Here is a 24,424-nt window from a genome sequence, read left to right on the forward strand (position 1 = left end):
TGATGACCGACCAGTCGGTATGTCGTCCAGTGGCCCGGTGGAAAGCGATGCCAGGATCACACTCGCACGGCAGGCGAGGGCCCCTCGGGGCGGCGGGAGACGAGGGGCCGGAAGGTGCCGGTGGCGCGTCAGGCGTGGCAGGCCACCGGCGCCCCGCCGTTCATCGCCGCCATGTCCGCGAACACCGCGGCGAGGTCGAGCGGTGCCCCTTCGGGGAGTCCGTCCAGCTCCGCGTACGCCCGGTGCAGATTGGCCACCAGTCGTTCGCTCTCCCTCAGTTCGGCGAACTCTCCCAGGTCCGCCCCGCGTGCCGTGTCCAGCGGGGTCCGCCCCTCGGCGTGGCCCTTCTCCGCCAGATCGGCGACGAAGCGCAGGTAACGCTCCGTCGCCTCGTACGCCGACGGGTCGGTGACCGGTCCGTGGCCCGGCACCACGGTCTCCGCGCCGAGGGAGCGCAGCACGGCGAGCGCCCGCAGCGAGCCGCTCAGCGACCCCATCGGCACGAAGGGCGTGCCGCCCTGGAAGATCAGGTCACCGGTGAAGACGATTCCCTGCCGCGGCAGGTGCACGATCGTGTCCCCGGTGGTGTGGGCGACGCCGCCGGGATGGATGAGCCGCACCTCCACGTCCCCCACATGGACCGTCAGCCGGTCGTCGTACGTGACGGTCGGTGCGGCGACGCGGATGTCCCCGAAGTCGGTCTGCGGCCAGATCAGGTGAAGCTGGCGGCCCGCCGCGAGCACCTCGCTCCGGCACGACGTGTGCCCGACGACCACGGCCTCCGGCAGGAAGACCCCGTTGCCGTAGGTGTGGTCGCCGTGGTGGTGGGTGTTGACGACGGTACGGGGCAGGGGTGCGCCCGTCGCCAGCAGCGCCTCGCGCAACGCACGGGCCCGCCGCTCGGTGGCCGCGGTGTCGACGAGGAGCGTCGAGGCCCCGTCGCTGACGAAGCCCGCGTTGTTCAGGCACCAGCCGCCGTCGGGCTGGACGTAGGCGTGCACCTCCGGCGCGAGCCGGACGGTGTAGGGATCTGTGGCAGGCACGGTGGCTCCCCCGGGAACGGGTCGACGGTCGATCGGCCTTCAGAGCCTGCCAGTCGGTCCGGGGTGCGTCACCGCGGAAGGGGCGGGTCGGCGGAAAGTGTCGGGTCAGTGGTCGTCCCAGTGCCCGTCGTGCTGCGCGTGCCGGTGCCCGTCGTGGAGGTAGTCGACATGATCGCCGTGGACGACGGCGGGGTGGCCGCATCCGTTGCCGTGCTCGTGCGCGTGACCGCTGTGCGACACGTGCTCGCCCGGCTCGCACTCGTCCCAGTGCCCCGAGTGCTGTTTGTGGAGGTGCCCGTCGTGCGCGTAGTCCATGTGGTCGCCGTGCGGGATCTCTGGGTGGCCGCAGGACGGGCCGTGGACGTGCTCGTGTGCGGTGTGCTCCTGGTGTGCAACGGTCATGGCGCTCACCTCTGGTGGTTTCGTACCGTTCTGTCCGCCTTCAAGGCTAGTCGGGGACACAGGGCCCGGCCCTGCCGCGCCCGTCACGCCACGCGGGAACAGACGTCCGAATCGGTGCGTCACCCACCTTCACACGACGATGGCCACCGCGCACGCGACCAGTGCCAGCACGCACCCGGCCGCCGCGACCGCCGCGCGCACCGTCATGGCCGCCGGCCTGGCGGCGTCCATCGCGCGCAGACGCCGGTGCGCGGCCCACAGGAATCCCAGCCAGGCCACCACGCTCAGCCCCGCCGCGAGCGCCGTGTCCTGCGCCGTCTGCCTGGCGGCGAGGACCGCCACCACCGTGCAGGTCAGCGTGGTCCGGCGCCAGGCCAGCCGGGTCCGCTCGGGCTGCAGCCCCGGATCGCGTACGGGGGGTGCCGTCACAGGTCGCCCCAGGCCACCACCGCCACCATGGCGAGGGAGACGACCGCCACCACGACGGCCAGCAGCGCGGGGAACCGGGACACCGGCAGATCGTCACCACGGCGCATCGCCCGCTCGCACCGGACCCAGTGGTTCACGGCGCGAACCGCGCACACCGCCCCGACGCCGATCAGCGCGAGAGCCAGCCCGGCCCGTACACCCCAGCGCAGGTCCGGCAGGAACTGGTCGACGGCGAAGCCGCCGCCGATGAGCGCGAGCGCCGTACGGATCCACGCCAGGAAGGTCCGCTCGTTGGCGAGCGAGAACCGGTAGTCGGGCGTCTCGCCCTCCTCCCGGATCCGCGCCGGCGCGAACCACAGACGCAGGCTCTGCAGGAAATCGCTCACGCCGCGCACCCTACCGGGGCCCGCGCGGCGGCTCCGGCCCAGCTCCCGGCACACCCCGGCACCGGCCGGTCCGGTCCGCGGCCGGGTCCCGCACCGGTTTCCGCGACCGGGACGCTCAGCGCCTGTGGTGCGCCTTGAGCCGCTCGTACGCGGCCAGCCCGTCGGGCACCCACTCCCACGTCCCGAGCCCTGCCTCCAGCTCGGCGTCCGTCAGGAAGCCGTACCAGTCGACCTCCTCCGGCTGCGGATCCACCGGCAGCTCGCAGCGGACCTCGTACACGTACGACCACCAGCTGGGGCCGGGGCTGCCGTCCCCCTCGTAGAGGAACTTGAACAGCGGTACGGGGCGGGGGAGTCCGTGCACGCCGAGCTCCTCCTGCGCCTCGCGCAGCGCCGCGTCGTCGTAGCTCTCCCCGGCGCCGACCACACCGCCGACGAACATGTCGTACATCGAGGGGAAGACGAGCTTCGTCGCCGTGCGCCGGTGCACGAAGACGCGTCCCTCGGCGTCCCTGACGAGGATGAAAGCGCACCGGTGCCGCAGTCCGCGGGCGTACGCCTCGCCGCGCGGTGCCTGGCCGATCACGCGGTCGTGCTCGTCGACGATGTCGAGGATCTCTTCTGCGGGCTGCACGGAAGTCATGGCACCCATGAAAACACCGCGGCAGGACCCCGTTGACCGGCCGGCCATTGACGAGTTACCCGGCCGTAAGGAAGATCGGGTGCCACCGGCCCGACGGAGAATGGAAGACCATGGCGTACGACGCTGATGTGATCGTGATCGGGGCAGGACTCGCGGGCCTCGTGGCCACGGCCGAACTCGTCGACGCCGGACGGAAGGTCGTCCTTCTCGACCAGGAACCCGAGCAGTCCATCGGAGGGCAGGCCCACTGGTCCTTCGGCGGACTCTTCTTCGTCGACTCCCCCGAGCAGCGCCGTATGCGCATCAAGGACAGTCATGCCCTCGCCCTCCAGGACTGGCTGGGCACCGCCGGGTTCGACCGCGAGGAGGACCGCTGGCCGCGCAAGTGGGCAGAGGCCTACGTCGACTTCGCGGCGGGGGAGAAGCGGGCCTGGCTGCACCGGCAGGGCGTGCGGTTCTTCCCCGTCGTCGGCTGGGCGGAGCGCGGCGGTTACGACGCGAACGGCCACGGCAACTCCGTCCCCCGCTTCCACATCACCTGGGGCACCGGCCCCGGTCTGGTGGCCCCCTTCGAGCGGCGGGTCAGGGAAGGCGTCGCCAGAGGGCTGGTGCAGCTGAGGTTCCGGCACCGGGTCACAGGTCTCGGCAGCAGCGCGGGCAGCCTGGACACCGTCACCGGGGAGATCCTCGAGCCGTCCGACGCGGAGCGCGGCGCCGCGAGCAGCCGCGAGGTCACCGGCGCCTTCGAGCTCAAGGCGCAGGCGGTGATCGTCACTTCGGGCGGCATCGGCGGCAACCACGACCTCGTCCGCGCGCAGTGGCCGAAGCGGCTCGGCACCCCGCCACGGAAGATGCTCTCCGGCGTCCCCGCGCACGTCGACGGGCTGATGCTCGGCATCGCGGAGCGGGCCGGCGCGAGTCACATCAACCGTGACCGGATGTGGCACTACACCGAGGGCATCGAGAACTGGAACCCGATCTGGGCCAAGCACGGCATCCGCATCCTGCCCGGGCCGTCCAGCATCTGGCTGGACGCGCGCGGCCGACGGCTGCCGGTGCCGCTGTTCCCCGGCTTCGACACCCTCGGCACGCTCGAACACATCATGCGCACCGGCCACGATCACACGTGGTTCGTCCTCGACCGGAAGATCATCGGCAAGGAGTTCGCCCTGTCGGGCTCCGAGCAGAATCCCGACCTGACGGGCAAGTCCGTCCGTGAGGTCTTCGTCCGCGCCAGGGCGGACGTGCCCGCACCGGTGAAGGCGTTCATGGACAAGGGCGTCGACTTCGTCGTGGAGAAGGACCTGGGCGCCCTGGTGCGCGGCATGAACGAGCTCACCGGCGACGAGCTGATCGACGAGGCGGAGCTGCGGCGCCAGATCACCGCGCGGGACCGGGAGGTCGCCAACCCGTTCACCAAGGACCTCCAGGTCACGGCCATCCGCGGGGCCCGCAAGTACCTCGGCGACAAGCTGATCCGTACCGCCGCGCCGCACCGGCTGCTGGACCCGAAGGCGGGCCCGCTGATCGCCGTGCGGCTGCGCATCCTGACCCGCAAGTCGCTCGGCGGCCTGGAGACGGACCTGTCGTCGCGGGTCCTGGACGGGTCCGGGAATCCGCTGCCGGGCCTCTACGCCGCGGGCGAGGCGGCGGGCTTCGGCGGCGGCGGGGTCCACGGATACCGGTCCTTGGAGGGCACGTTCCTCGGCGGCTGCCTCTTCTCCGGCCGCGCCGCGGGCCGGGCGGCGGCCGGGGCGGTGTCGTAGGACGGCCGGGCGCGGCCCGGAACCGGTCCGACCACCCACGCCGATGTGTGACGGAAGTCTGACGGCTTCCCGCCACCCCTGGCACCGGGCCCGCCCAAGTGCTCGAATCGAAGGGTGACCTCCCCACCCTCCGGCGCGGCCGGCCCCGACGGACCCGGCCCCGCCGAACCCGACGGCCCCGGCGCCCCCGTCGGCCGCCGCGTCGTCCTCGGCATGCTCGGACTCGGCGCCGCCGGCGTCGCCGCCGCGCCCTATCTGCAGCGTGGCCTGGAGAACTTCCTCGGCGCCGCGGCCGACAAGGACCCGACGGGCCTGACCGGGCTGCTGCCGAACGGCGGCGGGTTCCGCTACTACTCGGTCGCCTCTTCCGTTCCCCGCAGGACCGCGCGGACCTACCGTCTCACCGTCGACGGGCTCGTCCGGAAGCCGGCCACGTACACCCTGGCCGACCTCCGGGCCATGCCGCAGACACGGATCGTGCGGGACGTGCAGTGCGTCACCGGATGGCGGGTGCCGGACACGCCCTTCGAGGGCGTGAAGCTCTCGCAGCTCCTGGACGCGGCCGGCGTGCGGCCGGAGGCACGGGCGATCCGGTTCACCTGCTTCGACGGGACCTACAGCGAGAGCCTGACGCTGACGCAGGCGCGGCGGGACGACGTCCTCGTCGCGCTGCGGATGCAGGACGAACCGGTCAGCCACTCGCACGGCGGCCCGGTGCGGCTGTACGTGGCGCCGATGTACTTCTACAAGTCGGCGAAGTGGCTGTCCGGGATCACGGTCACGTCCTCCGTCCGGCCCGGTTACTGGGAGGAGCGGGGCTATGACGTCGACGCCTGGGTCGGCCGGTCCAACGGCCGCACCGACACACCCACCGTCTGAGCCGATGGAAGGCACCGGCCGCAGACGGCGGTTCACCCGCGCCGAGCGCCTGCTGCACCGCACCACCGCCGCGCTGATGCTGTTGTGCATCGTGACCGCCGCCGTGCTCTACGTGCCGCAGCTGGCCGAACTGGTGGGCCGCCGGTATCTCGTGGTGACGGTCCACCAGTGGGCCGGGCTCCTGCTGCCCGGGCCGTTCGTCCTGGCGCTGGCGTCCCGCGCGTTCCGCGCGGATCTGGGCCGGCTGAACCGCTTCGCGCCGTACGACCGGGCGTGGCTGCGGGCCGTACGCCGGCGTGAGCACGGCCCGTCGGCGCGCCCGGCGGGCAAGTTCAACGCCGGGCAGAAGATCTACGCGGCATGGACGGCCGGGGCCGTGCTGGTCATGCTCGGCACCGGGCTGCTGATGTGGTTCACCGGCCTCGCGCCGCTGGTGTGGCGGACGAGCGCCACCTTCGTGCACGACTGGCTGTCGCTCGCCGTCGGTATCGCCGTCGCCGGGCACATCGCGATGGCGCTCGCCGACCCGGAGGCACGCCGTGGCATGCGTACCGGGTCGGTCGAGCGCCGATGGGCCCGCGAGCACCACCCGAGGTGGCTAGAGGACGAGTGACAGCAGCAGCACGAACACGATGCCGACGACCGAGATGATCGTCTCCATCACCGACCAGGTCTTGATCGTCTGGCCGACGCTCATGCCGAAGTACTCCTTCACCAGCCAGAAGCCGGCGTCGTTGACGTGGCTGAAGAACAGCGAGCCGGCGCCGATCGCGAGGACGAGCAGTGCCGCGTGCGAGGTCGACATGTCGGCCGCGAGGGGCGCCACCAGGCCCGCGGCGGAGATCGTGGCCACGGTCGCCGAGCCGGTCGCGAGCCGGATCGCGACGGCGATCAGCCAGGCGAGCAGCAGGGTCGGGATGGCCCAGTCCTTGGAGAAGTCCAGGATCATCTGTCCGACACCGATGTCGATCAGCGTCTGCTTGAAGCCGCCGCCGGCGCCGACGATGAGCAGCACACCCGCGATCGGGGCGAGCGACTTCTCGACGGTGGTGGAGAGACGGTCCTTGGTGAACCCGGCGGCCCGTCCCAGCGTGAACAGGCCGACGATCACGGCGGCGAGCAGGGCGATCAGCGGCGAGCCGATGACGTCGGTGACGCGCTGGACGCCGTTCTCCGGGTCGTCCACCACGATGTCGACGAGCGCCTTGGCCATCATCAGGACGACGGGGAGCAGCACCGTGGCGACGGTGGCGCCGAAGCTCGGACGCTTCTCCAGGTCGTCGGAGGCGCGCTGCGGGATCATCTTCTCCGGCGCGGGGATGTCCACCCAGCGCGCGGCGTACTTGGAGAACACCGGACCGGCGATGATGACGGTCGGTATCGCGACGACCAGGCCGAGGGCCAGCGTGACGCCGAGGTTGGCGCCGATGGCGTCGATGGCGACCAGCGGGCCGGGGTGCGGCGGGATGAGGCCGTGCATCACGGACAGACCGGCGAGCGCCGGGATGCCGATCCGCATCAGCGAGTAGTTGCCGCGCTTGGCGACCATCAGCACGACCGGGATCAGCAGGACGATGCCGACCTCGAAGAACAGCGGCAGTCCGATGATCGAGGCGATCAGCACCATGGCCCAGGGCATGGACCGGCCGCTCGCCCTGGCGAGGATCGTGTCGACGATCTGGTCCGCGCCGCCGGAGTCGGCGAGCAGCTTGCCGAGGATCGCGCCGAGGGCGATCAGCACACCGACGCCCGCGACGGTCGAGCCCAGGCCCGCGGTGAACGACGTGATCGCCTTGGCGAGCGGTGCCCCGGCGAACGCGCCGAGGGCGAGCGACCCGATGGTCAGCGCCAGGAAGGCGTGCAGCTTGAACTTGGTGATGAGCAGGACGATGACAGCGATGCCCGCGAGGACGGCGATGCCCAGCTGTGCGTTACCCGCCGAGGTGATCGGTTCGACGGTGTCCGCTGCCAGCATCTCGACGCTGAGACTGGTCACGGTGATTCCTTAGTCTTCGAGCCCGCGCAGCGCGGCGACGGCCCGTTCGGTGATTTCTTCCGGGGTGCCGGACACATCGACGGCGACGCCCGCCTCGTCCCCCTCCAGCGGCTGGAGGGTCGCGAACTGGGAGTCCAGGAGCGCGGTGGGCATGAAGTGCCCCTTGCGCTCCGCCATCCGCTGCTCGATGAGCTCGCGGCTGCCGGTGAGGTGGAGGAAGACGGCGTCGGGCGCCGCGGCCCGCAGCCGGTCCCGGTACTCACGCTTGAGCGCCGAGCTGGAGACGACACCGCCGAGCCCGGCCCTGCCGTGGGCCCACTCGCCGATGGCGTCCAGCCACGGGCGGCGGTCCGCGTCGTCCAGCGGGACGCCGGCCGTCATCTTGGCGATGTTCGCCGGGGGATGGAAGTCGTCGCCCTCGGCGTACGGGACGCCCAGGGCGGCGGCCAGCAGGGGGCCGATGGTGGTCTTGCCGGTGCCTGCTACGCCCATCACCACAACGACGTGGGGGGTGCTCATCACGTGCCTCGCTGTCCTCGTCGACCGTTCGACGTCGGTCCGTCGCGCTACTGAAACCTATTAGGTACGACGTATTCAAGAGGCTGAGACATAAACGTCATACTTTTTGTTCCCGCGAGCGTCCGTGTGATCCACGCCCCGTAGGCTTTGCCCATGACCACAGAAGGCCGAGGGCTCCACACCCATGTGCTCGACACCCTCGGTCTCGCCATCACGGCCGGCGAGTACCCGCAGGGCAGCGTGCTGCGTACCGACGAGGTCGCCCAGCGCTTCGACGTGTCGCGCACGGTCGTCCGTGAAGTGGTCCGCGTCCTCGAGTCCATGCACCTCGTGGAGTCCCGCCGCCGCGTCGGCGTCACGGTGCGTCCCACCGAGGAGTGGAACGTCTTCGACCCCCGCGTCATCCGCTGGCGGCTGGCCGGCGCCGACCGTCCGCGGCAGCTGCGTTCACTGACCGTGCTGCGCTCCGCGGTGGAACCGGTCGCGGCCGGTCTCGCCGCCGTCCACGCCACCCCGGAGCAGTGCGCGGCGCTCACCGAGGAGGCCCTGGGTATGGTCGCCACCTCCCGCGGTCAGCAGCTCGAGGGGTACCTGAAGCACGACATCGCCTTTCACCGGGTGGTGCTCAACGCCTCGGGCAACGAGATGTTCGCGCGGCTCGGGGACGTCGTCGCCGAGGTCCTGGCCGGCCGGACCCACCACCATGTGATGTTCGACGACCCCGACCCTGCGGCGGTGACGCTGCATGTCCAGGTCGCTGAGGCCGTTCGCGAAGGCGACGCGGAAAGAGCCGAGCGGCTCACCCGTGAGATCGCCGTCGGAGCCCTTCAGGAGCTCGACGTTCTCGCTCCCTGAATTCCGCGACACCCTGGCTTTGCCTTGTCGAAACCTCTGAAATACCTCAGATGTCTGTCTGAGTGAGGTACACCACTGCCAAAATCCCAGGGTTGCCCTGACGATGAGCCCTTGGGCCATTCATGCCCGAAGCCGGGTCAGGGCGTCCCCTTCCCTTCACCCCTGGGAAGGCGCCGGCGCAGGCCGGGTACCGCACACCCCCTCACGAAGGCGAACAACCTCAATGAGTGACCGCACCATGGCTGCGGCCGATACGCCCGTCGCCGGCGCGACGGGTTCCCCCCACGTGGACGCCGGAGACGTCGGGTACCGCAAGGACCTCAAGTCGCGGCACATCAACATGATCGCCATCGGCGGCGCCATCGGTACGGGGCTCTTCCTCGGCGCCGGTGGCCGCATGGCGGGCGCAGGGCCCTCCCTGTTCATCGCCTACGCCGTCTGCGGCGTCTTCGCCTTCTTCGTCGTGCGCGCGCTCGGCGAGCTCGTGCTCTACCGGCCGTCCTCCGGCGCCTTCGTCTCCTACGCCCGCGAGTTCATGGGCGAGAAGGGCGCTTACACGGCGGGCTGGCTGTACTTCCTCAACTGGTCGACGACCGCCATCGCCGACATCACCGCGGCAGCGACCTACGCCCACTTCTGGGCGATGTTCAGCGACGTCCCGCAGTGGGTGCTGGCCCTGATCGCGCTCGCCGTGGTCCTCACCGCCAACCTCATCTCGGTGAAGTACTTCGGTGAGATGGAGTTCTGGTTCGCGATCATCAAGGTCGCGGCGCTCGTCGTGTTCATGCTCATCGGCATCTACCTGGTCGTCACCTCCCACGACATCGGCGGCCACACCCCGGGCTTCTCCACCATCAGCGACAACGGCGGCATCTTCCCCAGCGGCTTCATGCCGATGCTGCTGCTCATCCAGGGCGTCGTCTTCGCCTACGCCTCCGTCGAGCTGTGCGGCGTCGCCGCCGGCGAGACCGAGAACCCCGAGAAGATCATGCCCCGCGCGATCAACTCGATCATGTGGCGCGTGGGCCTGTTCTACGTCGGCTCCGTCGTGCTGCTGGCGCTGCTGCTCCCGTACACCGCCTACTCCGGCGACGAGAGCCCCTTCGTCACCGTCTTCGACAAGCTCGGCATCCCCGGCGCGGCCGGAGTCATGAACCTCGTGGTCCTGACCGCCGCCCTCTCCAGCCTCAACTCGGGCCTCTACTCGACCGGCCGCATCCTGCGCTCCATGTCGATGTCCGGCTCCGCGCCCCGGTTCACCGGCGTCATGAACAAGGGCGGCGTGCCCTACGGCGGCATCCTGCTCACCGCCGGCTTCGGTGTCCTCGGCGTGCTGCTCAACTACGTCATGCCGGGCGACGCCTTCGAGCTGGTGCTCAACTTCGCCTCGATCGGCATCATCGGCACCTGGGCGATGATCATGGTCTGCTCGCTGCTGTTCTGGCACCGGTCGAAGGACGGCCGCGTCACCAGGCCCGCCTACCAGCTGCCCTGGGCCCCGTACACGCAGATCGTGACCCTGTTCTTCCTGGGCTCGGTCGTCGTCCTGATGTGGATGGACGAGGGCATCTCCCGCACCACGGTCAACTGCCTGCCGCTGATCGCAGCCGCGCTCGTCGGCGGCTGGTTCCTGGTCCGTAAGCGGGTGCGCGCGGTGGCCACCGCGAGCGAGGAGCTCTGACTCCCTGACACCGAAGGCCCCCGCGGGACGTCGTCCCGCGGGGGTCTTTGCACGCCCGGCGGCCTCGACGGTCCATAGTGGGTGGCGACGTCCACTGCGCGAGGAAGGGCAGGTTCTGCGATGCCGCAGCAGGTGCAAGGTGTGATCGCACCCGGGAAGAACGAGCCGGTACGGGTCGAGACGATCATCGTCCCCGACCCGGGGCCGGGCGAGGCCGTGGTGCAGGTGCAGGCCTGCGGGGTCTGCCACACCGATCTGCACTACAAGCAGGGCGGGATCAACGACGACTTCCCGTTCCTCCTCGGCCACGAGGCCGCCGGTGTCGTCGAGTCGGTCGGCGACGGCGTCACCGACGTCGAGCCGGGCGACTTCGTGATCCTCAACTGGCGTGCCGTCTGCGGCCGGTGCCGCGCCTGCCTGCGCGGACGCCCCTGGTACTGCTTCGACACCCACAACGCCGGGCAGAAGATGACCCTCGCGGACTCGGGCAAGGAGCTCTCGCCGGCACTCGGCATCGGGGCCTTCGCCGAGAAGACCCTGGTCGCCGCGGGCCAGTGCACCAAGGTCGACCCGGCGGCCTCACCCGCGGTGGCCGGACTGCTCGGCTGCGGTGTGATGGCCGGCATCGGCGCCGCCATCAACACCGGTCAGGTGGGCCGCGGCGACTCGGTGGCCGTCATCGGCTGCGGCGGCGTGGGCGACGCGGCCGTCGTCGGGGCCCGGCTGGCCGGCGCCGCCCGGATCATCGCCGTCGACATCGACGACCGCAAGCTCCGGACCGCGAAGAAGATGGGCGCCACCCACACCGTCAACTCGGCCTCCACCGACCCCGTCGAAGCGATCCGCGAACTCACCGGAGGCTTCGGCGCCGACGTCGTCATCGAGGCCGTCGGGCGGCCCGAGACGTACGAACAGGCCTTCTACGCCCGCGACCTGGCCGGCACCGTCGTCCTCGTCGGTGTCCCCACCCCCGAGATGAGGATCGAGCTGCCGCTGCTGGACGTCTTCGGCAGGGGCGGGGCGCTCAAGTCGTCCTGGTACGGCGACTGCCTGCCCTCCCGCGACTTCCCGATGCTGGTCGACCTGCACCAGCAGGGGCGCATCGACCTCGGCGCGTTCGTCACGGAGACCATCGGACTCGGCGACGTCGAGAAGGCGTTCGCCCGGATGCACGAGGGCGACGTGCTGCGATCGGTGGTGCAGTTCTGATGGCGGCCCGTATCGATCATCTCGTCACCTCCGGCACCTTCTCGCTCGACGGCGGCACCTGGGACGTCGACAACAACGTCTGGATCGTCGGCGACGACCACGAGGCGATCGTCGTCGACGCCGCGCACGACGCCGACGCGATCCTCGCCGCGCTCGGCGGCCGCACGCTGCGCGCCATCGTCTGCACCCACGCGCACAACGACCACATCGACGCGGCCCCGGCGCTCGCCGCCGCCACCGGCGCGCCGGTCCTGCTGCACCCCGACGACCTGCCGCTGTGGAAGCAGACCCATCCGGAGCGCGCCCCCGACGGCGAGCTCGTGGACGGGGCGGTCATCAGCGTCGCGGGCACCGGGCTGACGGTGCTGCACACCCCGGGCCACGCCCCCGGCGCCGTATGCCTGCACGCCCCCGAGCTGGCCACCGTCTTCACCGGCGACACGCTCTTCCAGGGCGGACCCGGCGCCACCGGCCGGTCGTTCTCCCACTTCCCGACGATCGTCGACTCGATCAGGGACCGGCTGCTCACCCTGCCGCCGGAGACCGTCGTCCGTACCGGCCACGGCGACACGACGACCATCGGCGCGGAGGCGCCGCACCTTCAGGAGTGGATCGACCGCGGCCACTGAGCGAACTCCAGCCGGCTGCGGAAGCTGCGCGGTTCACCGGTCACCGGATCGGTGAACTCCAGCGCCCGCGCGAGCAGCTGGAGCGGGCGGGCGTAGTCGTCGGGGCCGTCGGGAAGCACCACCGGATACAGCGGGTCGTGCAGGATCGGCAGCCCCAGGGCGTTCATATGGACGCGCAGCTGATGGGTACGGCCGGTGGCCGGCAGCAGCCGGTACCGGCCGAGCCCGTCCCGCACCTCGAGCAGCTCGATCCGGCTCTCGCTGTTCGGCTCCCCCGGCTCCTCCACGGCCGTGAGCACCCCGCGTTCCTTGACGATCCGGCTGCGCACGGTCCGCGGCAGTGCCACGGCCGGGTCGTAGGGCGCGACGGCCTCGTACTCCTTGCGCACCAGCCGGTCCCGGAACATCGTCTGATAGGCACCCCGGTCGCCCGGCCGTACGACGAAGAGGACCAGCCCGGCCGTGAGGCGGTCCAGCCGGTGCGCGGGCTGCAGCGACGGCAGGTCCAGGCCACGGCGCATCCGGGCCAGCGCCGTCTCCCGCACATGGCTGCCGCGCGGCATGGTGGCCAGGAAGTGCGGCTTGTCGGCGATCACGATGTGCTCGTCGCGGTGCACGACGCCGATCTCGAACGGCACCCGCTCCTCCGCGGGGAAGTCACGGTGGAACCAGAGGTCCCGTCCCGCCGTGTAGGACTCGTCCGCGGTGACGGGCCCCTCCGCGTCGACGAAACGGCCTTCACGGACCATCGCGTCGACCCGCTCGGCGCCGATGGCGGCCCCGTACCGGGCCAGCAGATGATCACGCACGGTCGGCCAGACCCCGTCCGGGTCCTCGGGCAGCCGCAGCCGCACGGGGTCGATGCCGTCGCGCTGGGGGAGCGGGGCGGGCCGGGGCGGTCTGTTTCTGCGTCTCACCGACGCGACTGTAGACCGGGCGGGGCCGTGGCGACGGCGGCGCCTGCCGCGTCCGGGCCGTCCCGCCCGGTGTCCTGCCGCACGAGCAGCACGATCGAGGGGACCGGGAACAGCAGCGGGAAGCCCCGGTCCTGCTGCAATCGGTCCTCGCCCGCCCGGTCCCGGCGCATCAGTGCTCCATCCCGCCGCCGACGTACATCACCACGACGCCGATGATGACGAGGGCGATACCGATGAGCGTCGCCGGTCTGACCGGTTCGTCGAAGAGGACGACGCCGCCGAGGAACGCGCCCACGGTGCCCACGCCCGACCAGATCGCGTACACGGGACCGACGTTGAGCGTCTTGAGCGCCTGCGCCAGCATGAGGAACGCGGCGCCGTAGCCGATGACCACCAGGACGGTGGGGCCGAGGCGGGTCAGACCGTGCGAGGCGCGCAGCGAGAGCGTCGCGATCACTTCGGAGATGATCGCTCCCGCGACCAGCAGGGCCCCCATCAGCGCGACTCCCCGGCGCTGCCGGCCGGATCCGTGCTCGATCGACCGGGGCCGGCCCGATCGGCGCTCGAGGGACCGGAGTCGGCGTTGCCGGTGCCGACGCGACCGGTGCCGATGGCTCCCGTGTCGATGAGACCGGTGACGAGCCGGCGCAGCTCGACATGGGCCGCGCCGTGCGGCGGGGCGAGACGGAGCAGCCGCGCCGTCCACCAGCCGTCGACGGCCATGCGTACGAGCGTGCTCACCCCCGGCGGCAGGCCGTCCGCATCCAGCCGTTCCTGCCATGCCCGGTAGTGGCGCTGGAGGACGTCGAGCACTTCGGGGCCGGCCGCCGCGGCGATCAGCGCCAGCGGGACCTCGTCGCGGCCGGCGGTGCCCGGCTCCGGGGCCACCTCGGGGATCGAGCGGTCGAGCCAGGCCATGGTGTAGGCGCCGGGAGGGGCGTCCGGGCCGGGCAGTACCGCCTCGAAGCGGTCCACCAGCCGCTGGACGACGCCCTCGACCAGGGCGCGTTTGCTCGGGAAGTGGTGCAGCAGACCGCCCTTGCTGACGCCCGCCTCCGCGGCGACGGCGTCCAGCCGGACCGCGTCCACGCCTCCCTTCACCAGCAGCCGCTCCACAGCGTCGAGGAGTCGATCCCGCACGGTTCCGCCCGTCTCTCGTGCCGATCCGTTACCGACCGTCTGGACGGTCGAATGCATGCTAGCACCGCTCCTGGCCTGGCCTGCGGAAACGTCCGGTGAATTCTGCTGACGCGGCGGTAAGTGGATTCGATAAATCCCGGTTCTGCGCTCGCGAGCGCCTCGGGATGTGACTACGGTCTGCCGTTGAATTGAGTGCCGTCATGAACGGTGATCGGCATTTCTTGACCGTGGGGAATCGAAACGGATGTCACTCGGCCGGCAGGTGTCGCGTCAGCCGCGGCGTGCCGCCCGACGTGCCGCCCAGGGCCAGGGCCCGGGCCCGGCTGCCGCGATGCCGACCCGGCACGGGGGCTGCGCTGTCAACGGCGACCTTGTGCTGCCGGCTGCTTCCAAGGCGAGTATTTTCCGTGCGCAGGGCTGCCCGCGCCCGTTCGTTCATGACGCGGACCTCTGCATGCCTTTCTCATGCGACTGGCACCCTTTCGATTTGGGCTGCGCACATCCCCATTCATTCGTGCGAGGAAACCGGCCATGGTCAAGGACGGCCGCGTCGTTTCGCGCATTCCAGATGCCGGGGGAATCCTGAATGAATGGCGAGCCGATTGTGTGCGGTTCCAGCGACAACCTCGACCTCACCGACGACCCGCGCGTCCGTGCCGCCGCCCGACAGGCCCTCGACACCTACGGATGCTCCTGCACGGGGTCCCGTTTCCTCAACGGCGACGTCGACCTCCACCAGGAACTCGAGCAGGAGCAAGCCCACTTCCTCGGCAACCGGCCGCCGTCCCCGAGGCGCGACAAAAAGATCCCCACGGAACTCCGTGGGGATCTTGTTGGTGTCCGAGGGGGGACTTGAACCCCCACGCCCGATAAAGGGCACTAGCACCTCAAGCTAGCGCGTCTGCCATTCCGCCACCCGGACAAGGTGTCTGTCTCGCGGCCCTGGGCCGTTCCGACGTGGAAAACCATAGCAAACATTCGGACCCCCTCGATCACACCCCCGGTTCCCCCGGCGGCCGGTACGACGGCCGGGGACCGGCCCTTGGGCCCCGGGCACGATGGCGAGAGGATGAGGCGGACCACCAGCAGCGACAGCGGGAGGAATCAGCGTGAGCGAGTCGAACACGGCCCGGGCGGTCACGGGCGAGGACGAGGTCGTCGATCTCTGCCGTGAGCTGATCAGGATCGACACCAGCAACTACGGCGACCACTCGGGGCCCGGAGAGCGCGCGGCAGCCGAGTACGTCGCGGAGAAACTCGCCGAGGTCGGTCTGGAGCCGCAGATCCTCGAGTCGCACCGCGGCCGCGCCTCTACCGTGGCCCGCATCGAGGGCGAGGACCCGTCGCGGCCCGCGCTGCTGATCCACGGCCATCTCGACGTCGTGCCCGCGAACGCGGACGACTGGACCCACCACCCGTTCTCCGGCGAGATCGCGGACGACTGCGTGTGGGGCCGGGGCGCGGTCGACATGAAGGACATGGACGCGATGACCCTCGCGGTCGTACGGGACAGGCTGCGCAGCGGCCGCAAGCCCCCGCGCGACATCGTGCTGGCCTTCCTCGCCGACGAGGAGGCCGGCGGCACCTACGGCGCCCGGTACCTCGTCGACGAGCACCCGGACCTGTTCGAGGGGGTCACGGAGGCCATCGGCGAGGTCGGCGGCTTCTCCTTCACCGTCAACGAGAACCTGCGGCTCTATCTCGTCGAGACGGCGCAGAAGGGCATGCACTGGATGCGCCTGACGGTGGACGGCACCGCCGGCCACGGCTCGATGACCAACAAGGACAACGCGATCACGGAGCTGTGCGAGGCCGTCGGCCGGCTCGGCCGCCACACCTGGCCGGTCAGGGTCACCAAGACCGTACGCTCCTTCCTCGACGAGCTGTCCGACGCGCTCGGAACGCCGCTCGACCCGGAGGACATGGACGCCACCCTCGCCAAGCTCGGCGGCATCGCCAAGATGGTCGGCGCCACCCTGCGGAACTCCGCGGCCCCGACCATGCTCGGCGCCGGCTACAAGGTGAACGTCATCCCCGGCCAGGCCACCGCGCACGTGGACGGACGCTTCCTGCCCGGCTACGAGGAGGAGTTCCTCGCCGAGCTGGACCGGCTGCTCGGTCCCCGGGTCCGGCGCGAGGACGTGCACGGTGACAAGGCCCTGGAGACCAGCTTCGACGGCGCGCTCGTCGACGCGATGCAGGTGGCGCTGAAGGCGGAGGACCCGATCGCGCGGGCCGTGCCCTACATGCTGTCGGGCGGCACCGACGCCAAGTCCTTCGACGACCTGGGCATCCGCTGCTTCGGCTTCGCCCCGCTGAAGCTGCCGCCGGAGCTGGACTTTGCCGGCATGTTCCACGGCGTGGACGAGCGGGTGCCGGTGGACGGCCTGAAGTTCGGCGTGCGGGTCCTCGACCGGTTCATCGACCAGTGCTGAGCTCGTTCGTCGGCCGCCGCCGGGCCCGCACGTCCCGCGGCGGCCGGGCTGTTGTGATGACGCTCGGATAATCGTCTGCGCGTGCGTATGTGACTTGAAAGAGTGAATGGGGGTTACGGCTCGTAGCCCCGGTGCCTCCTCCTCGTTACAGGTGATGCGGTCCGCGGCTGGGACCGCATTTGCCAACAGGAGGAATAATGATCAAGAAGGTCGTCGCGACTGCGGCTGCCGCCGGTGGTCTGGTGCTCGCGGGTGCGGGTATGGCCATGGCTGACTCCGGCGCCCACGGCGCCGCTGTGCACTCCCCCGGTGTGCTGTCGGGCAACCTGGTCCAGGTGCCGGTGCACGTGCCCGTGAATGTCTGTGGCAACACGGTCAGCATCATCGGCCTGCTGAACCCCGCCTTCGGCAACACCTGCGTCAACGCCTGACGTTGAGTTCCGGCCCGCATGAGGCCGGGAGTGAATCCGGGCGGCTCCGGAGTGCGTGCCATGCACTCCGGAGCCGCCCGCTTCTTCCAACCCCCTCGGCGTGTGCCCAGGGGTATTCGTGAAGCTGGAAGGCAGGGCATCAAGACATGCGACAGGTCACGCGCAAAGGCCTGATCACCGTGGCGGCCGCGGGAGGGGTACTCGCCCTCGGCGGCGGTTACGCGCAGGCGGACTCCGGGGCCCACGGAGAGGCCTCGAACTCGCCGGGCGTGCTGTCCGGGAACTCGGTCCAGGCTCCGGTGCACGTGCCCGTGAACGTCTGCGGCAACACCGTGGACGTCGTCGGGCTGCTCAACCCCACGTTCGGCAACGAGTGCGCCAACGTCTCCCGGTCGGGCCACGGCGGTGGCGGTGGCTCCGGAGCGGACGGCAGCACGAGCAACTCGCCGGGCGTCGGCTCGGGCAACCAGGTCCAGGCGCCGATCGACGTGCCCGTCAACGCCTGCGGCAACAGCGTCAACCTCGGTGGGCTGCTCAACCCGTCGTTCGGCAACGACTGCACGAACGACTCGGGCGACACCCCGCCCGGAGAGCCGCAGGAACCGGGCACCCCGGAGGAGCCGAACAAGCCGGAGGAGCCCAACAAGCCCCAGACTCCGGAGACCCCCGAGACGCCGAGCGAGCCGAACACGCCCGGACCCCAGAGCGTCACCCCCGGTGGCAGCGACGGTGAACTCGCGGAGACCGGCATGGACGCGCTGGACATCCTGGCGCCGGCCGGTGTCGGCCTGCTGCTCGCCGGAGCGGTGCTCTACCGCAGGGCCCGCGCGGCCGCGTAGGCGCACGCCGGGCCGCGACGGCCACGGACGACACGGCTGCCGCCGTGTCCCGTGCCGCGGCACGTCGAGGAGCGGGTCCCGTGATCCCGGGACCCGCTCCTTTCCTGTACCTGCTCGCGATCACCAGGTGGCGCGTACCTGGCGGATGATGCGCCGGCGGAGCCGCACTCTGCGGCTGCCGTCCCGGTGCAGGCTCAATCGGTCCAACTCCCAGTGTCCGTACTCGGCATGGTCGGTCAGCAGACGGGTCGCTTCCTTGCGGGAGACCCCGCGCGGCACGTACACGTCGACAAATTCGTATTCCGGCATCGCATCTATTGTGCGGGCACCGCCCCGGTACGGATAGCGTCTGCACTATGTCTGATGCTGCGCAGCCCACCGCTGCCGAGGTACGTGCCGCCGCCGAGGCGGTCAAAGCCGCACTGGACCGTCACCTCGAGGCGGTCGAGAACCGCACGGGAGACGACGACCCGGCCGTCTACGACGCGTTCAACGCGCTCGCCGCTGCGGCGGAGGCGTACGACGAGCGGCTCTACGACCGGTACGACGAGGTCACCCCCTTCGAGATCCCCGGCGCGGACGACTCGCTGCCGCCCTACGCGGGCCCGGAGGAGCCGAACGCGCTGAGTGTGCTGATCCGCCGTGACTACGCGGTGGTGGAGCCGCAGCGGCTGCTCGCCCAGGCGCAGCGCATCGCGGACCTTGATCCGGACGAGGTGGGGGCGGCCGGTGCCCCGGTCGTCGGTACGAGTGTGCACGCCGCCCTCGGCGTGCTCTTCGGCGAGTACGAGCCGGACGAGATCGCGTCCCGGCACAAGGAGTTCGGTCTGGAGGAGGGCGACTCCACGCTGTGGGTGGCCGCCGCCGACGAGCTTCCGGAGCCCGGCGAGTGGCTGAGCGTCCCCTTCGACCAGGCCGACCCGGAGCGGGTCGTCTGCCGGTTCGACGTCAGTTCCGTCTTCGACGAGGACGAACTGCGCGAGGAGCCCCTGGACCTGGACGACGAGGAGTGACCGTCCGGATCCGCGCGACCGCTCCGTATCGGTCCGTGACCGTCACGCGTGACGTGACCGTCCGCGGCACTGCGTAACCATGACCGTCCGCACGGCTGCGTGACCGCCCGGCGGATACGCGTACCACCGGGCGGATCCGGCCTTTTTCACCGGCGCTGCCCGGCCCCGGCCCCCGGCCTGCGGCGACCTCGCCGTCGCCGCAGGCCGGGGGCCGTCACTCTGCCCCGCCCGGTGCCGGTGGCTGCGGTGCCGGTTCGGCGAGCAGGCCCTCCAGCAGCGTCCGCAGCCTGGTGGTGCGCTCGGCGCCGGCCTGCTCCGCCACGGCGCGCGGCAGCGCCTGGTCCACGCCGTGCACCACCGACAGATGGCGCTCCGCCCGGCCGAAGGCCGTGTACACCCACGGCCGGCTCAGGGCCTGCGCGGCGTCGCCCGGCAGCACGACGACCACCGCCGGCCACCGCATGGCCGCCGCCTGGTGCGCGGTGAGCGCCCAGCCATGGCGCAGCGCCGATTCGACGCGCTCCCTCGGCACGACCGTCCTCGTGCCCTCGCAGTCGACGTGCAGGCCGTCGGGGCCGGCATTCACGACCGTGCCGAGGACCGTCCGGCCGAGCGAGTGCGCGTAGGCGACCCGGTCGCCCGGGTCGAAGCCGGCGAAGCGGCCGGCTCCCGGGTTCAGGCGCTGCTTCAGCGCCGCGTTGAGGGCGCGGGTGCCCGCGGAGCCGCCGTGGCCGACGGTGATCACCTGGGTCTGCTCCGTCGGAACCCCGATGGCCCGTGGGACGGAGTCCGCGACCAGCTGGACCGTACGGTGCACCGCCTCGCCGGCGTCCCGCACCGGGACGATCACGACCTCCTTGCCGGGGGCCTCCACCTGGTTCAGCTCTCCGACGCCGATGCCCGAGACCAGTTCCCCGATCGGGCCGGGGTCGGGCCTGCGGGACGCGACCTGCGGACACACCCGCGCGGCGAGGACGTCCGCGAACACCCGGCCCGCGCCCGCGCCGCCCAGCACCCCGGGGTCGCCGCCGAGCACCAGCCTGCTGCCGTCGGGCATGGACTCCACCAGCATGGCCGCGGTCTCCACGTCGAGCTGCGGGGCGTCCAGCACGACGAGCAGATCGAGCGCGAAAGCGCCGTCCTCGTCGCGGCCGGGACCTGCCGCGCCCGAGAGCAGGTCGGCGACGGTGACCGCGCCGGCGTCCGGACCGAGCCGGCGCACCCCGTTCTCCCCGTGCACCGCCACGGCCGTCCGCAGGCCCATGGCCCGGGCGCTCTCCGCGAGCTCCACCGGCTCCGCCCTGGCCGCCTCGCCGCCGGTGTGGACGACCAGACCGTGCGCGCCCGCGGCCCGCACGAGTTCGCCGCCCTCCCAGACGTCGGAAGGCCCGGTCCTGACCAGCCTCGCCAGGCCGTCCGCGAGGCTCTCCTCCGCCATCGCGTACCGGTCGAGCCCGAGCAGGACCGTGACGGATCCGTCTTCCTCCACGCCCTCCTGGAACACCAGCACCGTGCCGTCCGCGACCGCTTGCTGCACGGCCTCCTCCGGATCCGGCACCGTCCGCTCGGCGAGCGCGGCGCGCAGGGCCGCGGCTTCGAGGGCGGTGTGTCCTTGGAGCGCGGCACGCTCCAGCACCCAGGTGACGAGGGCCGACGTCCGGCGCTCGTCGCCCGGGGTCGCCTCCGCGCCGAGCAGTGCCCGCGCGAAACCATCGGCCTGCTCAGGCCGCACGCCCGGCACAGAAAGCAGCCGCCAGGGGTCCTCCGCGAGCGCTTCGCCCGCCGACTCCCCGAGCAGCTCGGCCACCTGCGGCGCGAGCGCCTCGGGCGCTCCGCCCTTGGCCAGTACGGCCCGCGCGCCGTCGAGGGCCTCCGCGGGGACGGTCGTGGCCGGCTCGGCCACCCGGGCCCGGACCGGCGGTGCGGCGACGGGAGCGGCGCGCCGCGGCTCGGGCGGGGACGAGTCGAAGTAGGCGGTGCCCGACTTCTCGCCGCTCTCCACGGCCCGCACGGCGGCGAGCAGGTCCGCGGCCTTACCGCTCAGCTTGGCCCCGCTCTCGATGGGCCTTTCCTTCTCCGCCTTGCGCTGCTCGATCCGCGCCCGAAGCTCCCGCTGCGCGGCGATCTCGGCCTCGGTCTCACTCACCGCGCCCCCGTCGCCGCCCGCCCCGGCGGCGTCCTGGGCGCCTGCGCCGGCCGACGCGGTCACGTCTTCGCCGCCGTCACCGTCCGCGCCTGCGTTCGTGTCCGCCCCGGCGGCTCCGGAGGCGTCGGCGGCATCGGTCTCGGTTGTCTCTCGGCCGTCGCCGTCCGCGGCGACATCCGACCCGGCGGCTTGCTGGGCGCCTGAGTTGCCGGCCCCGGCGGCCTCTTCGCCGTCGCCGCCGTGGCCGTGCGCGTCCGCCTCGGCGGCGTCCTGGGCGCCCGCGCCGGCCGACGCGGTCACGTCTTCGTCGACGTCCGCGTCCGCGCCTGCGTTCGTGTCCGCCCCGGCGGCTCCGGAGACGTCGGCGGCGCTCGCCCCGGCCGCCGCGTCGCCGGCGTCGGCGCGGCTCGCACCCAGGGTGCTCGCCTCGTTGTCCTCCGACACGTCACCGGCGTCGGACCCCTCCACGCCGAGCATGGCCGTATCGGCCTCGCCAGGGGCGTGGTCGCTCGCGTCTGCGCCGGCCGCGCTCGAATCGCCCGGCGTGTCACCGGTGTCGCCTGCCGCGTCGCGCTCACCGGCGTCGGCCGAACCAACAGCCACGTCGCCGTCACCGGCAGCCGCCCCGCCCTCCGCCGGCCCCACGGCGTCCGCGGCGACCGTGCCCTCGGTCGGCGGTGGCGAGTCGCCGGGCGCCGGCGTGGCCGCGTCCGCGGCGGTGTCGGCGGGCGGCCCCGCGGCCGGGGAACCGGGGGGCGTCCCCCGGGAAGGCGCAGTCACAGCGTGCTCCAGTCCTGGTCGGGATAGCGGTGGACGGGCGCCGACACATCGTCGAGCGCCCGGCGGATCTCGTCAGGAAGACTAAGCGCCTCCACCGACAACGCCGCCATGAGCTGCTGCGCGTTGCGCGCGCCGACGATCGGCGCGACCACGCCCGGCCGGTCCCTGACCCAGGCGAGCGCCACTTCCAGCGGCGTCGCCGCCAGGCCGTCCGCGGCCGTGACGACCGCGTCCACGATGCTGCTCGCCGCCTCGTCCAGGTACGGCTCCACGAAGGGCGCCATCTGCTCCGACGCGCCACGGGAGTCGGACGGCGTGGCGGTCCGGTACTTGCCGGTGAGCACCCCGCGTCCGAGCGGCGACGACGGCAGCAGCCCCACCCCAAGGTCGAGGGCGGCGGGGAGCACCTCCCGCTCCACGCCCCGCTGAAGCAGCGAGTACTCCATCTGCGTGGACGCGAGCCGGGTGCGAACGCCCGGCGCGGCCAGCTGCCAGGTCGCCGCCTTCGCCAGCTGCCAGCCGCAGAAGTTCGACACGCCCGCATACCGGGCGCGCCCGCTGCTGACGGCGATGTCCAGCGCCTGGAGCGTCTCGTCCAGCGGTGTGTCCGGGTCGAAGGCGTGGATCTGCCACAGGTCCACGTGGTCCGTGCCCAGGCGCGCCAGCGACGCGTCGAGCGCGGCGAGGAGGTGGCCGCGTGAGCCGTCGAAGCGCCGGTCGGGATCGGGCACGCTGCCCGCCTTGGTGGCGATCACGAGCTCGCTGCGCGGCACGAGCCGCTCGACGAGCTGCCCGAGCAGATACTCCGCGTCCCCGCCGCCGTACACGTCGGCGGTGTCGACCAGCGTGCCGCCCGCCTCCCAGAAAACCTTCAACTGGTCGGCAGCGTCGTGCTCGTCGGTGTCCCGGCCCCATGTGAGGGTGCCGAGCCCGATCCGGGACACGCGCAGGCCGGTGCGGCCGAGATGCCTCTGCTCCATGGGCGCTGAGATTACTGGCCAGGGGCCCACCCTGAGAGAGCCTGTGGACAACGTGCCCCTGCCGGATCGGCCCCGCCCGCGCTAGAGTCCGGGCACAGGCACGTTACTGATCAGTAAGAGGGAGCGGTTATGCGGCTCGGCATCAACCTCGGCTACTGGGGCGCGGGCATGGACGGCGACAACCTCGCCGTCGCGCAGGAGGCCGACAGGCTCGGCTACGACGTCTGCTGGGTCGCGGAGGCGTACGGCTCCGACGCCCCGACGGTGCTCAGCTGGGTCGCCGCCCAGACCGAGCGCATCGACGTCGGTTCCGCGATCCTGCAGATCCCGGCCCGCCAGCCGGCCATGACCGCGATGACCGCGGCCACCCTCGACTCGCTCTCCGGCGGCCGTTTCCGGCTCGGCCTCGGCGTCTCGGGACCGCAGGTCTCCGAGGGCTGGTACGGCGTGAAGTTCGACAAGCCGCTCGCCCGCACCCGCGAGTACGTCGAGATCGTCCGCAAGGCGATGTCCCGCGAGCGCCTGTCGTACGAGGGCGAGCACTGGACGCTGCCGCTGCCCGACGGGCCGGGCAAGCCGATCAAGCTCACCGTGCACCCGCAGCGTGAGCACATCCCGCTCTACATCGCGGCGATCGGCCCGAAGAACCTCGAGCAGACCGGTGAGATCGCCGACGGCGCCCTGCTGATCTTCCCTTCCGCCGACCACATCGAGGACACCGCGCTGCGGCACATCCGCGCGGGCCGGGAGAAGGCGGGGCTGACCATGGAGGGCTTCGACGTCTGCCCGACCCTGCCGCTCGCGGTCGGCGACGACGTGGCCGGCCTGGCCGACATGTTCCGGCCGTACACCGCGCTGTACGTCGGCGGCATGGGCAGCCGCAAGCAGAACTTCTACAACCAGCTCGCCCAGCGCATGGGTTACGAGAAGGAAGCCGCCGAGATCCAGGACAAGTACCTCGGCGGCGACAAGGCCGGCGCGGCCGCCGCCGTCCCGCACACGCTGATCGACCAGACCGCGCTGCTCGGTCCCGTGGAGCGGATCGCCGACCGGATGCAGTCCTACGCCGCTGCCGGTGTCACCACCCTGACCCTCGCACCCGCCGGCTTCACGCTCGACGAGCGGATCGGCGCACTGCGCGCCGGCACCGAGGCCCTGGAGCGCGCGGGCCTCGCCTGACACACGGCGGAGGCCCTGCCACGGGAAGTCTGCGGCCGTGGTGGGGGCTCGGGGGTCTTCCCCGCCACGGCCGTCACGCGGTACAACGCGCGACGGCCGTCGCGGTTACTGCCGACCGTGTCCTTCC

27 protein-coding genes and 1 tRNA gene are annotated in these 24,424 nt (G+C 71.7%); 13 read left to right on the forward strand and 15 right to left on the reverse strand.

Annotated features, from left to right (window positions below; all coding sequences use genetic code 11):
- Positions 1–128 precede the first annotated feature (128 nt).
- The 5 genes from SPRI_RS29095 to SPRI_RS29115 form a co-directional block, all read right to left on the reverse strand.
- Positions 129–1,043 carry an MBL fold metallo-hydrolase gene (locus tag SPRI_RS29095; RefSeq protein WP_005319426.1) on the reverse strand — a complete coding sequence of 305 codons (915 nt, stop codon included), beginning with the start codon at positions 1,041–1,043 and terminating at the stop codon, positions 129–131.
- Between the two features lie 105 nt (positions 1,044–1,148).
- A complete protein-coding gene (locus tag SPRI_RS29100; protein ID WP_037775131.1) occupies positions 1,149–1,445 on the reverse strand; it encodes a hypothetical protein in 297 nt (98 codons plus the stop codon).
- A 129-nt stretch (positions 1,446–1,574) separates the two neighbouring features.
- Positions 1,575–1,874, reverse strand: a complete 300-nt coding sequence (locus tag SPRI_RS29105; protein WP_005319429.1) for a DUF202 domain-containing protein — start codon at positions 1,872–1,874, stop codon at positions 1,575–1,577.
- Positions 1,871–2,260, reverse strand: coding sequence for a YidH family protein (locus SPRI_RS29110; protein WP_037777043.1), 390 nt, complete (start codon positions 2,258–2,260; stop codon positions 1,871–1,873). Before SPRI_RS29110 ends, SPRI_RS29105 begins: the two co-directional genes overlap by 4 nt.
- A 115-nt stretch (positions 2,261–2,375) precedes the next feature.
- Positions 2,376–2,903, reverse strand: coding sequence for an NUDIX hydrolase (locus SPRI_RS29115; protein WP_182327596.1), 528 nt, complete (start codon positions 2,901–2,903; stop codon positions 2,376–2,378).
- 110 nt (positions 2,904–3,013) lie between these two features.
- Between SPRI_RS29115 and SPRI_RS29120 the strand changes: the two genes are divergently transcribed.
- The 3 genes from SPRI_RS29120 (at position 3,014) to SPRI_RS29130 (ending at position 6,161) form a co-directional block, all read left to right on the forward strand.
- Positions 3,014–4,669 (forward strand): FAD-binding dehydrogenase, encoded by a 1,656-nt coding sequence (locus tag SPRI_RS29120; protein WP_005319434.1) that lies wholly within the window; start codon positions 3,014–3,016, stop codon positions 4,667–4,669.
- A gap of 213 nt (positions 4,670–4,882) precedes the next feature.
- The gene (locus tag SPRI_RS29125) at positions 4,883–5,548 is read left to right on the forward strand and encodes a molybdopterin-dependent oxidoreductase (RefSeq protein ID WP_005319437.1); all 666 of its coding nucleotides are present in this window, start codon (positions 4,883–4,885) and stop codon (positions 5,546–5,548) included.
- Between the two features lie 4 nt (positions 5,549–5,552).
- Positions 5,553–6,161 carry a cytochrome b/b6 domain-containing protein gene (locus SPRI_RS29130; RefSeq protein ID WP_053557481.1) on the forward strand — a complete coding sequence of 203 codons (609 nt, stop codon included), beginning with the start codon at positions 5,553–5,555 and terminating at the stop codon, positions 6,159–6,161.
- On the opposite strand, the gene SPRI_RS29135 is transcribed toward SPRI_RS29130, so the two are convergent.
- Both SPRI_RS29135 and SPRI_RS29140 read right to left on the reverse strand, forming a co-directional pair.
- The gene (locus tag SPRI_RS29135) at positions 6,147–7,544 is read right to left on the reverse strand and encodes a GntT/GntP/DsdX family permease (RefSeq protein WP_005319438.1); all 1,398 of its coding nucleotides are present in this window, start codon (positions 7,542–7,544) and stop codon (positions 6,147–6,149) included. The genes SPRI_RS29130 and SPRI_RS29135 overlap by 15 nt on opposite strands.
- Before the next feature lie 9 nt (positions 7,545–7,553).
- Positions 7,554–8,063 (reverse strand): gluconokinase, encoded by a 510-nt coding sequence (locus SPRI_RS29140; RefSeq protein WP_037775136.1) that lies wholly within the window; start codon positions 8,061–8,063, stop codon positions 7,554–7,556.
- 153 nt (positions 8,064–8,216) lie between these two features.
- On the opposite strand from SPRI_RS29140, the gene SPRI_RS29145 reads away from it, so the two are divergent.
- The 4 genes from SPRI_RS29145 to SPRI_RS29160 all read left to right on the forward strand — a co-directional run bounded on the left by SPRI_RS29145 (position 8,217) and on the right by SPRI_RS29160 (position 12,437).
- A complete protein-coding gene (locus SPRI_RS29145) occupies positions 8,217–8,918 on the forward strand; it encodes a FadR/GntR family transcriptional regulator (protein ID WP_005319442.1) in 702 nt (233 codons plus the stop codon).
- A 223-nt stretch (positions 8,919–9,141) separates the two neighbouring features.
- Positions 9,142–10,599, forward strand: coding sequence for an amino acid permease (locus SPRI_RS29150; protein WP_005319444.1), 1,458 nt, complete (start codon positions 9,142–9,144; stop codon positions 10,597–10,599).
- Positions 10,600–10,719: 120 nt separating this feature from the next.
- Positions 10,720–11,808 carry an S-(hydroxymethyl)mycothiol dehydrogenase gene (locus tag SPRI_RS29155; protein WP_005319445.1) on the forward strand — a complete coding sequence of 363 codons (1,089 nt, stop codon included), beginning with the start codon at positions 10,720–10,722 and terminating at the stop codon, positions 11,806–11,808.
- Positions 11,808–12,437, forward strand: a complete 630-nt coding sequence (locus SPRI_RS29160; RefSeq protein WP_005319447.1) for an MBL fold metallo-hydrolase — start codon at positions 11,808–11,810, stop codon at positions 12,435–12,437. The genes SPRI_RS29155 and SPRI_RS29160 overlap by 1 nt, the downstream gene beginning before the upstream one ends.
- On the opposite strand, the gene SPRI_RS29165 is transcribed toward SPRI_RS29160, so the two are convergent.
- Genes SPRI_RS29165 through SPRI_RS29175 form a run of 4 tightly spaced genes read right to left on the reverse strand, consistent with a single transcriptional unit; the run spans position 12,410 to position 14,551 of the window.
- A complete protein-coding gene (locus SPRI_RS29165; protein WP_005319448.1) occupies positions 12,410–13,354 on the reverse strand; it encodes an RluA family pseudouridine synthase in 945 nt (314 codons plus the stop codon). The two genes, SPRI_RS29160 and SPRI_RS29165, sit on opposite strands and share 28 nt — an antisense overlap.
- Entirely contained in the window at positions 13,351–13,524 is a 174-nt protein-coding gene (locus SPRI_RS38585) for a hypothetical protein (protein ID WP_005319450.1), read from the reverse strand. The genes SPRI_RS29165 and SPRI_RS38585 overlap by 4 nt, the downstream gene beginning before the upstream one ends.
- Positions 13,524–13,850 carry a DMT family transporter gene (locus SPRI_RS29170; protein WP_037775139.1) on the reverse strand — a complete coding sequence of 109 codons (327 nt, stop codon included), beginning with the start codon at positions 13,848–13,850 and terminating at the stop codon, positions 13,524–13,526. The genes SPRI_RS38585 and SPRI_RS29170 overlap by 1 nt, the downstream gene beginning before the upstream one ends.
- Positions 13,850–14,551 (reverse strand): TetR/AcrR family transcriptional regulator, encoded by a 702-nt coding sequence (locus tag SPRI_RS29175; RefSeq protein WP_234020441.1) that lies wholly within the window; start codon positions 14,549–14,551, stop codon positions 13,850–13,852. Before SPRI_RS29175 ends, SPRI_RS29170 begins: the two co-directional genes overlap by 1 nt.
- A gap of 529 nt (positions 14,552–15,080) precedes the next feature.
- Here SPRI_RS29175 and SPRI_RS37485 point away from each other — a divergent pair.
- Complete coding sequence (locus tag SPRI_RS37485) at positions 15,081–15,350, forward strand: hypothetical protein (RefSeq protein ID WP_005319456.1); 270 nt, start codon at positions 15,081–15,083, stop codon at positions 15,348–15,350.
- On the opposite strand, the gene SPRI_RS29180 is transcribed toward SPRI_RS37485, so the two are convergent.
- Positions 15,329–15,416, reverse strand: a tRNA-Leu gene (locus tag SPRI_RS29180). The two genes, SPRI_RS37485 and SPRI_RS29180, sit on opposite strands and share 22 nt — an antisense overlap.
- 187 nt (positions 15,417–15,603) lie before the next feature.
- On the opposite strand from SPRI_RS29180, the gene SPRI_RS29185 reads away from it, so the two are divergent.
- The 3 genes from SPRI_RS29185 to SPRI_RS29195 all read left to right on the forward strand — a co-directional run bounded on the left by SPRI_RS29185 (position 15,604) and on the right by SPRI_RS29195 (position 18,199).
- Positions 15,604–16,929 carry a M20/M25/M40 family metallo-hydrolase gene (locus SPRI_RS29185; protein WP_005319458.1) on the forward strand — a complete coding sequence of 442 codons (1,326 nt, stop codon included), beginning with the start codon at positions 15,604–15,606 and terminating at the stop codon, positions 16,927–16,929.
- 197 nt (positions 16,930–17,126) lie between these two features.
- Entirely contained in the window at positions 17,127–17,360 is a 234-nt protein-coding gene (chpH, locus tag SPRI_RS29190; RefSeq protein WP_005319460.1) for a chaplin ChpH, read from the forward strand.
- A 146-nt stretch (positions 17,361–17,506) separates the two neighbouring features.
- Positions 17,507–18,199, forward strand: coding sequence for a chaplin (locus SPRI_RS29195; RefSeq protein WP_005319461.1), 693 nt, complete (start codon positions 17,507–17,509; stop codon positions 18,197–18,199).
- 120 nt (positions 18,200–18,319) lie between these two features.
- On the opposite strand, the gene SPRI_RS29200 is transcribed toward SPRI_RS29195, so the two are convergent.
- Positions 18,320–18,508: a DUF5703 family protein gene (locus tag SPRI_RS29200; protein WP_005319466.1), complete on the reverse strand. Its 189-nt coding sequence runs from the start codon at positions 18,506–18,508 to the stop codon at positions 18,320–18,322.
- A gap of 47 nt (positions 18,509–18,555) precedes the next feature.
- Between SPRI_RS29200 and SPRI_RS29205 the strand changes: the two genes are divergently transcribed.
- The gene (locus SPRI_RS29205) at positions 18,556–19,212 is read left to right on the forward strand and encodes a hypothetical protein (protein WP_005319468.1); all 657 of its coding nucleotides are present in this window, start codon (positions 18,556–18,558) and stop codon (positions 19,210–19,212) included.
- A gap of 214 nt (positions 19,213–19,426) precedes the next feature.
- Here the strand turns inward: SPRI_RS29205 and SPRI_RS29210 are convergent, their stop codons facing one another.
- The gene (locus SPRI_RS29210; protein ID WP_078951377.1) at positions 19,427–21,835 is read right to left on the reverse strand and encodes a helix-hairpin-helix domain-containing protein; all 2,409 of its coding nucleotides are present in this window, start codon (positions 21,833–21,835) and stop codon (positions 19,427–19,429) included.
- Between the two features lie 299 nt (positions 21,836–22,134).
- Complete coding sequence (locus SPRI_RS29215) at positions 22,135–23,118, reverse strand: aldo/keto reductase (protein ID WP_053557482.1); 984 nt, start codon at positions 23,116–23,118, stop codon at positions 22,135–22,137.
- Positions 23,119–23,247: 129 nt separating this feature from the next.
- Here SPRI_RS29215 and SPRI_RS29220 point away from each other — a divergent pair, with 129 nt between their 5' ends.
- Positions 23,248–24,297 (forward strand): LLM class F420-dependent oxidoreductase, encoded by a 1,050-nt coding sequence (locus SPRI_RS29220; RefSeq protein ID WP_005319475.1) that lies wholly within the window; start codon positions 23,248–23,250, stop codon positions 24,295–24,297.
- Positions 24,298–24,424: the final 127 nt, after the last annotated feature.

It is taken from the genome of Streptomyces pristinaespiralis (genome assembly GCF_001278075.1).
GTDB lineage: Bacteria > Actinomycetota > Actinomycetes > Streptomycetales > Streptomycetaceae > Streptomyces > Streptomyces pristinaespiralis.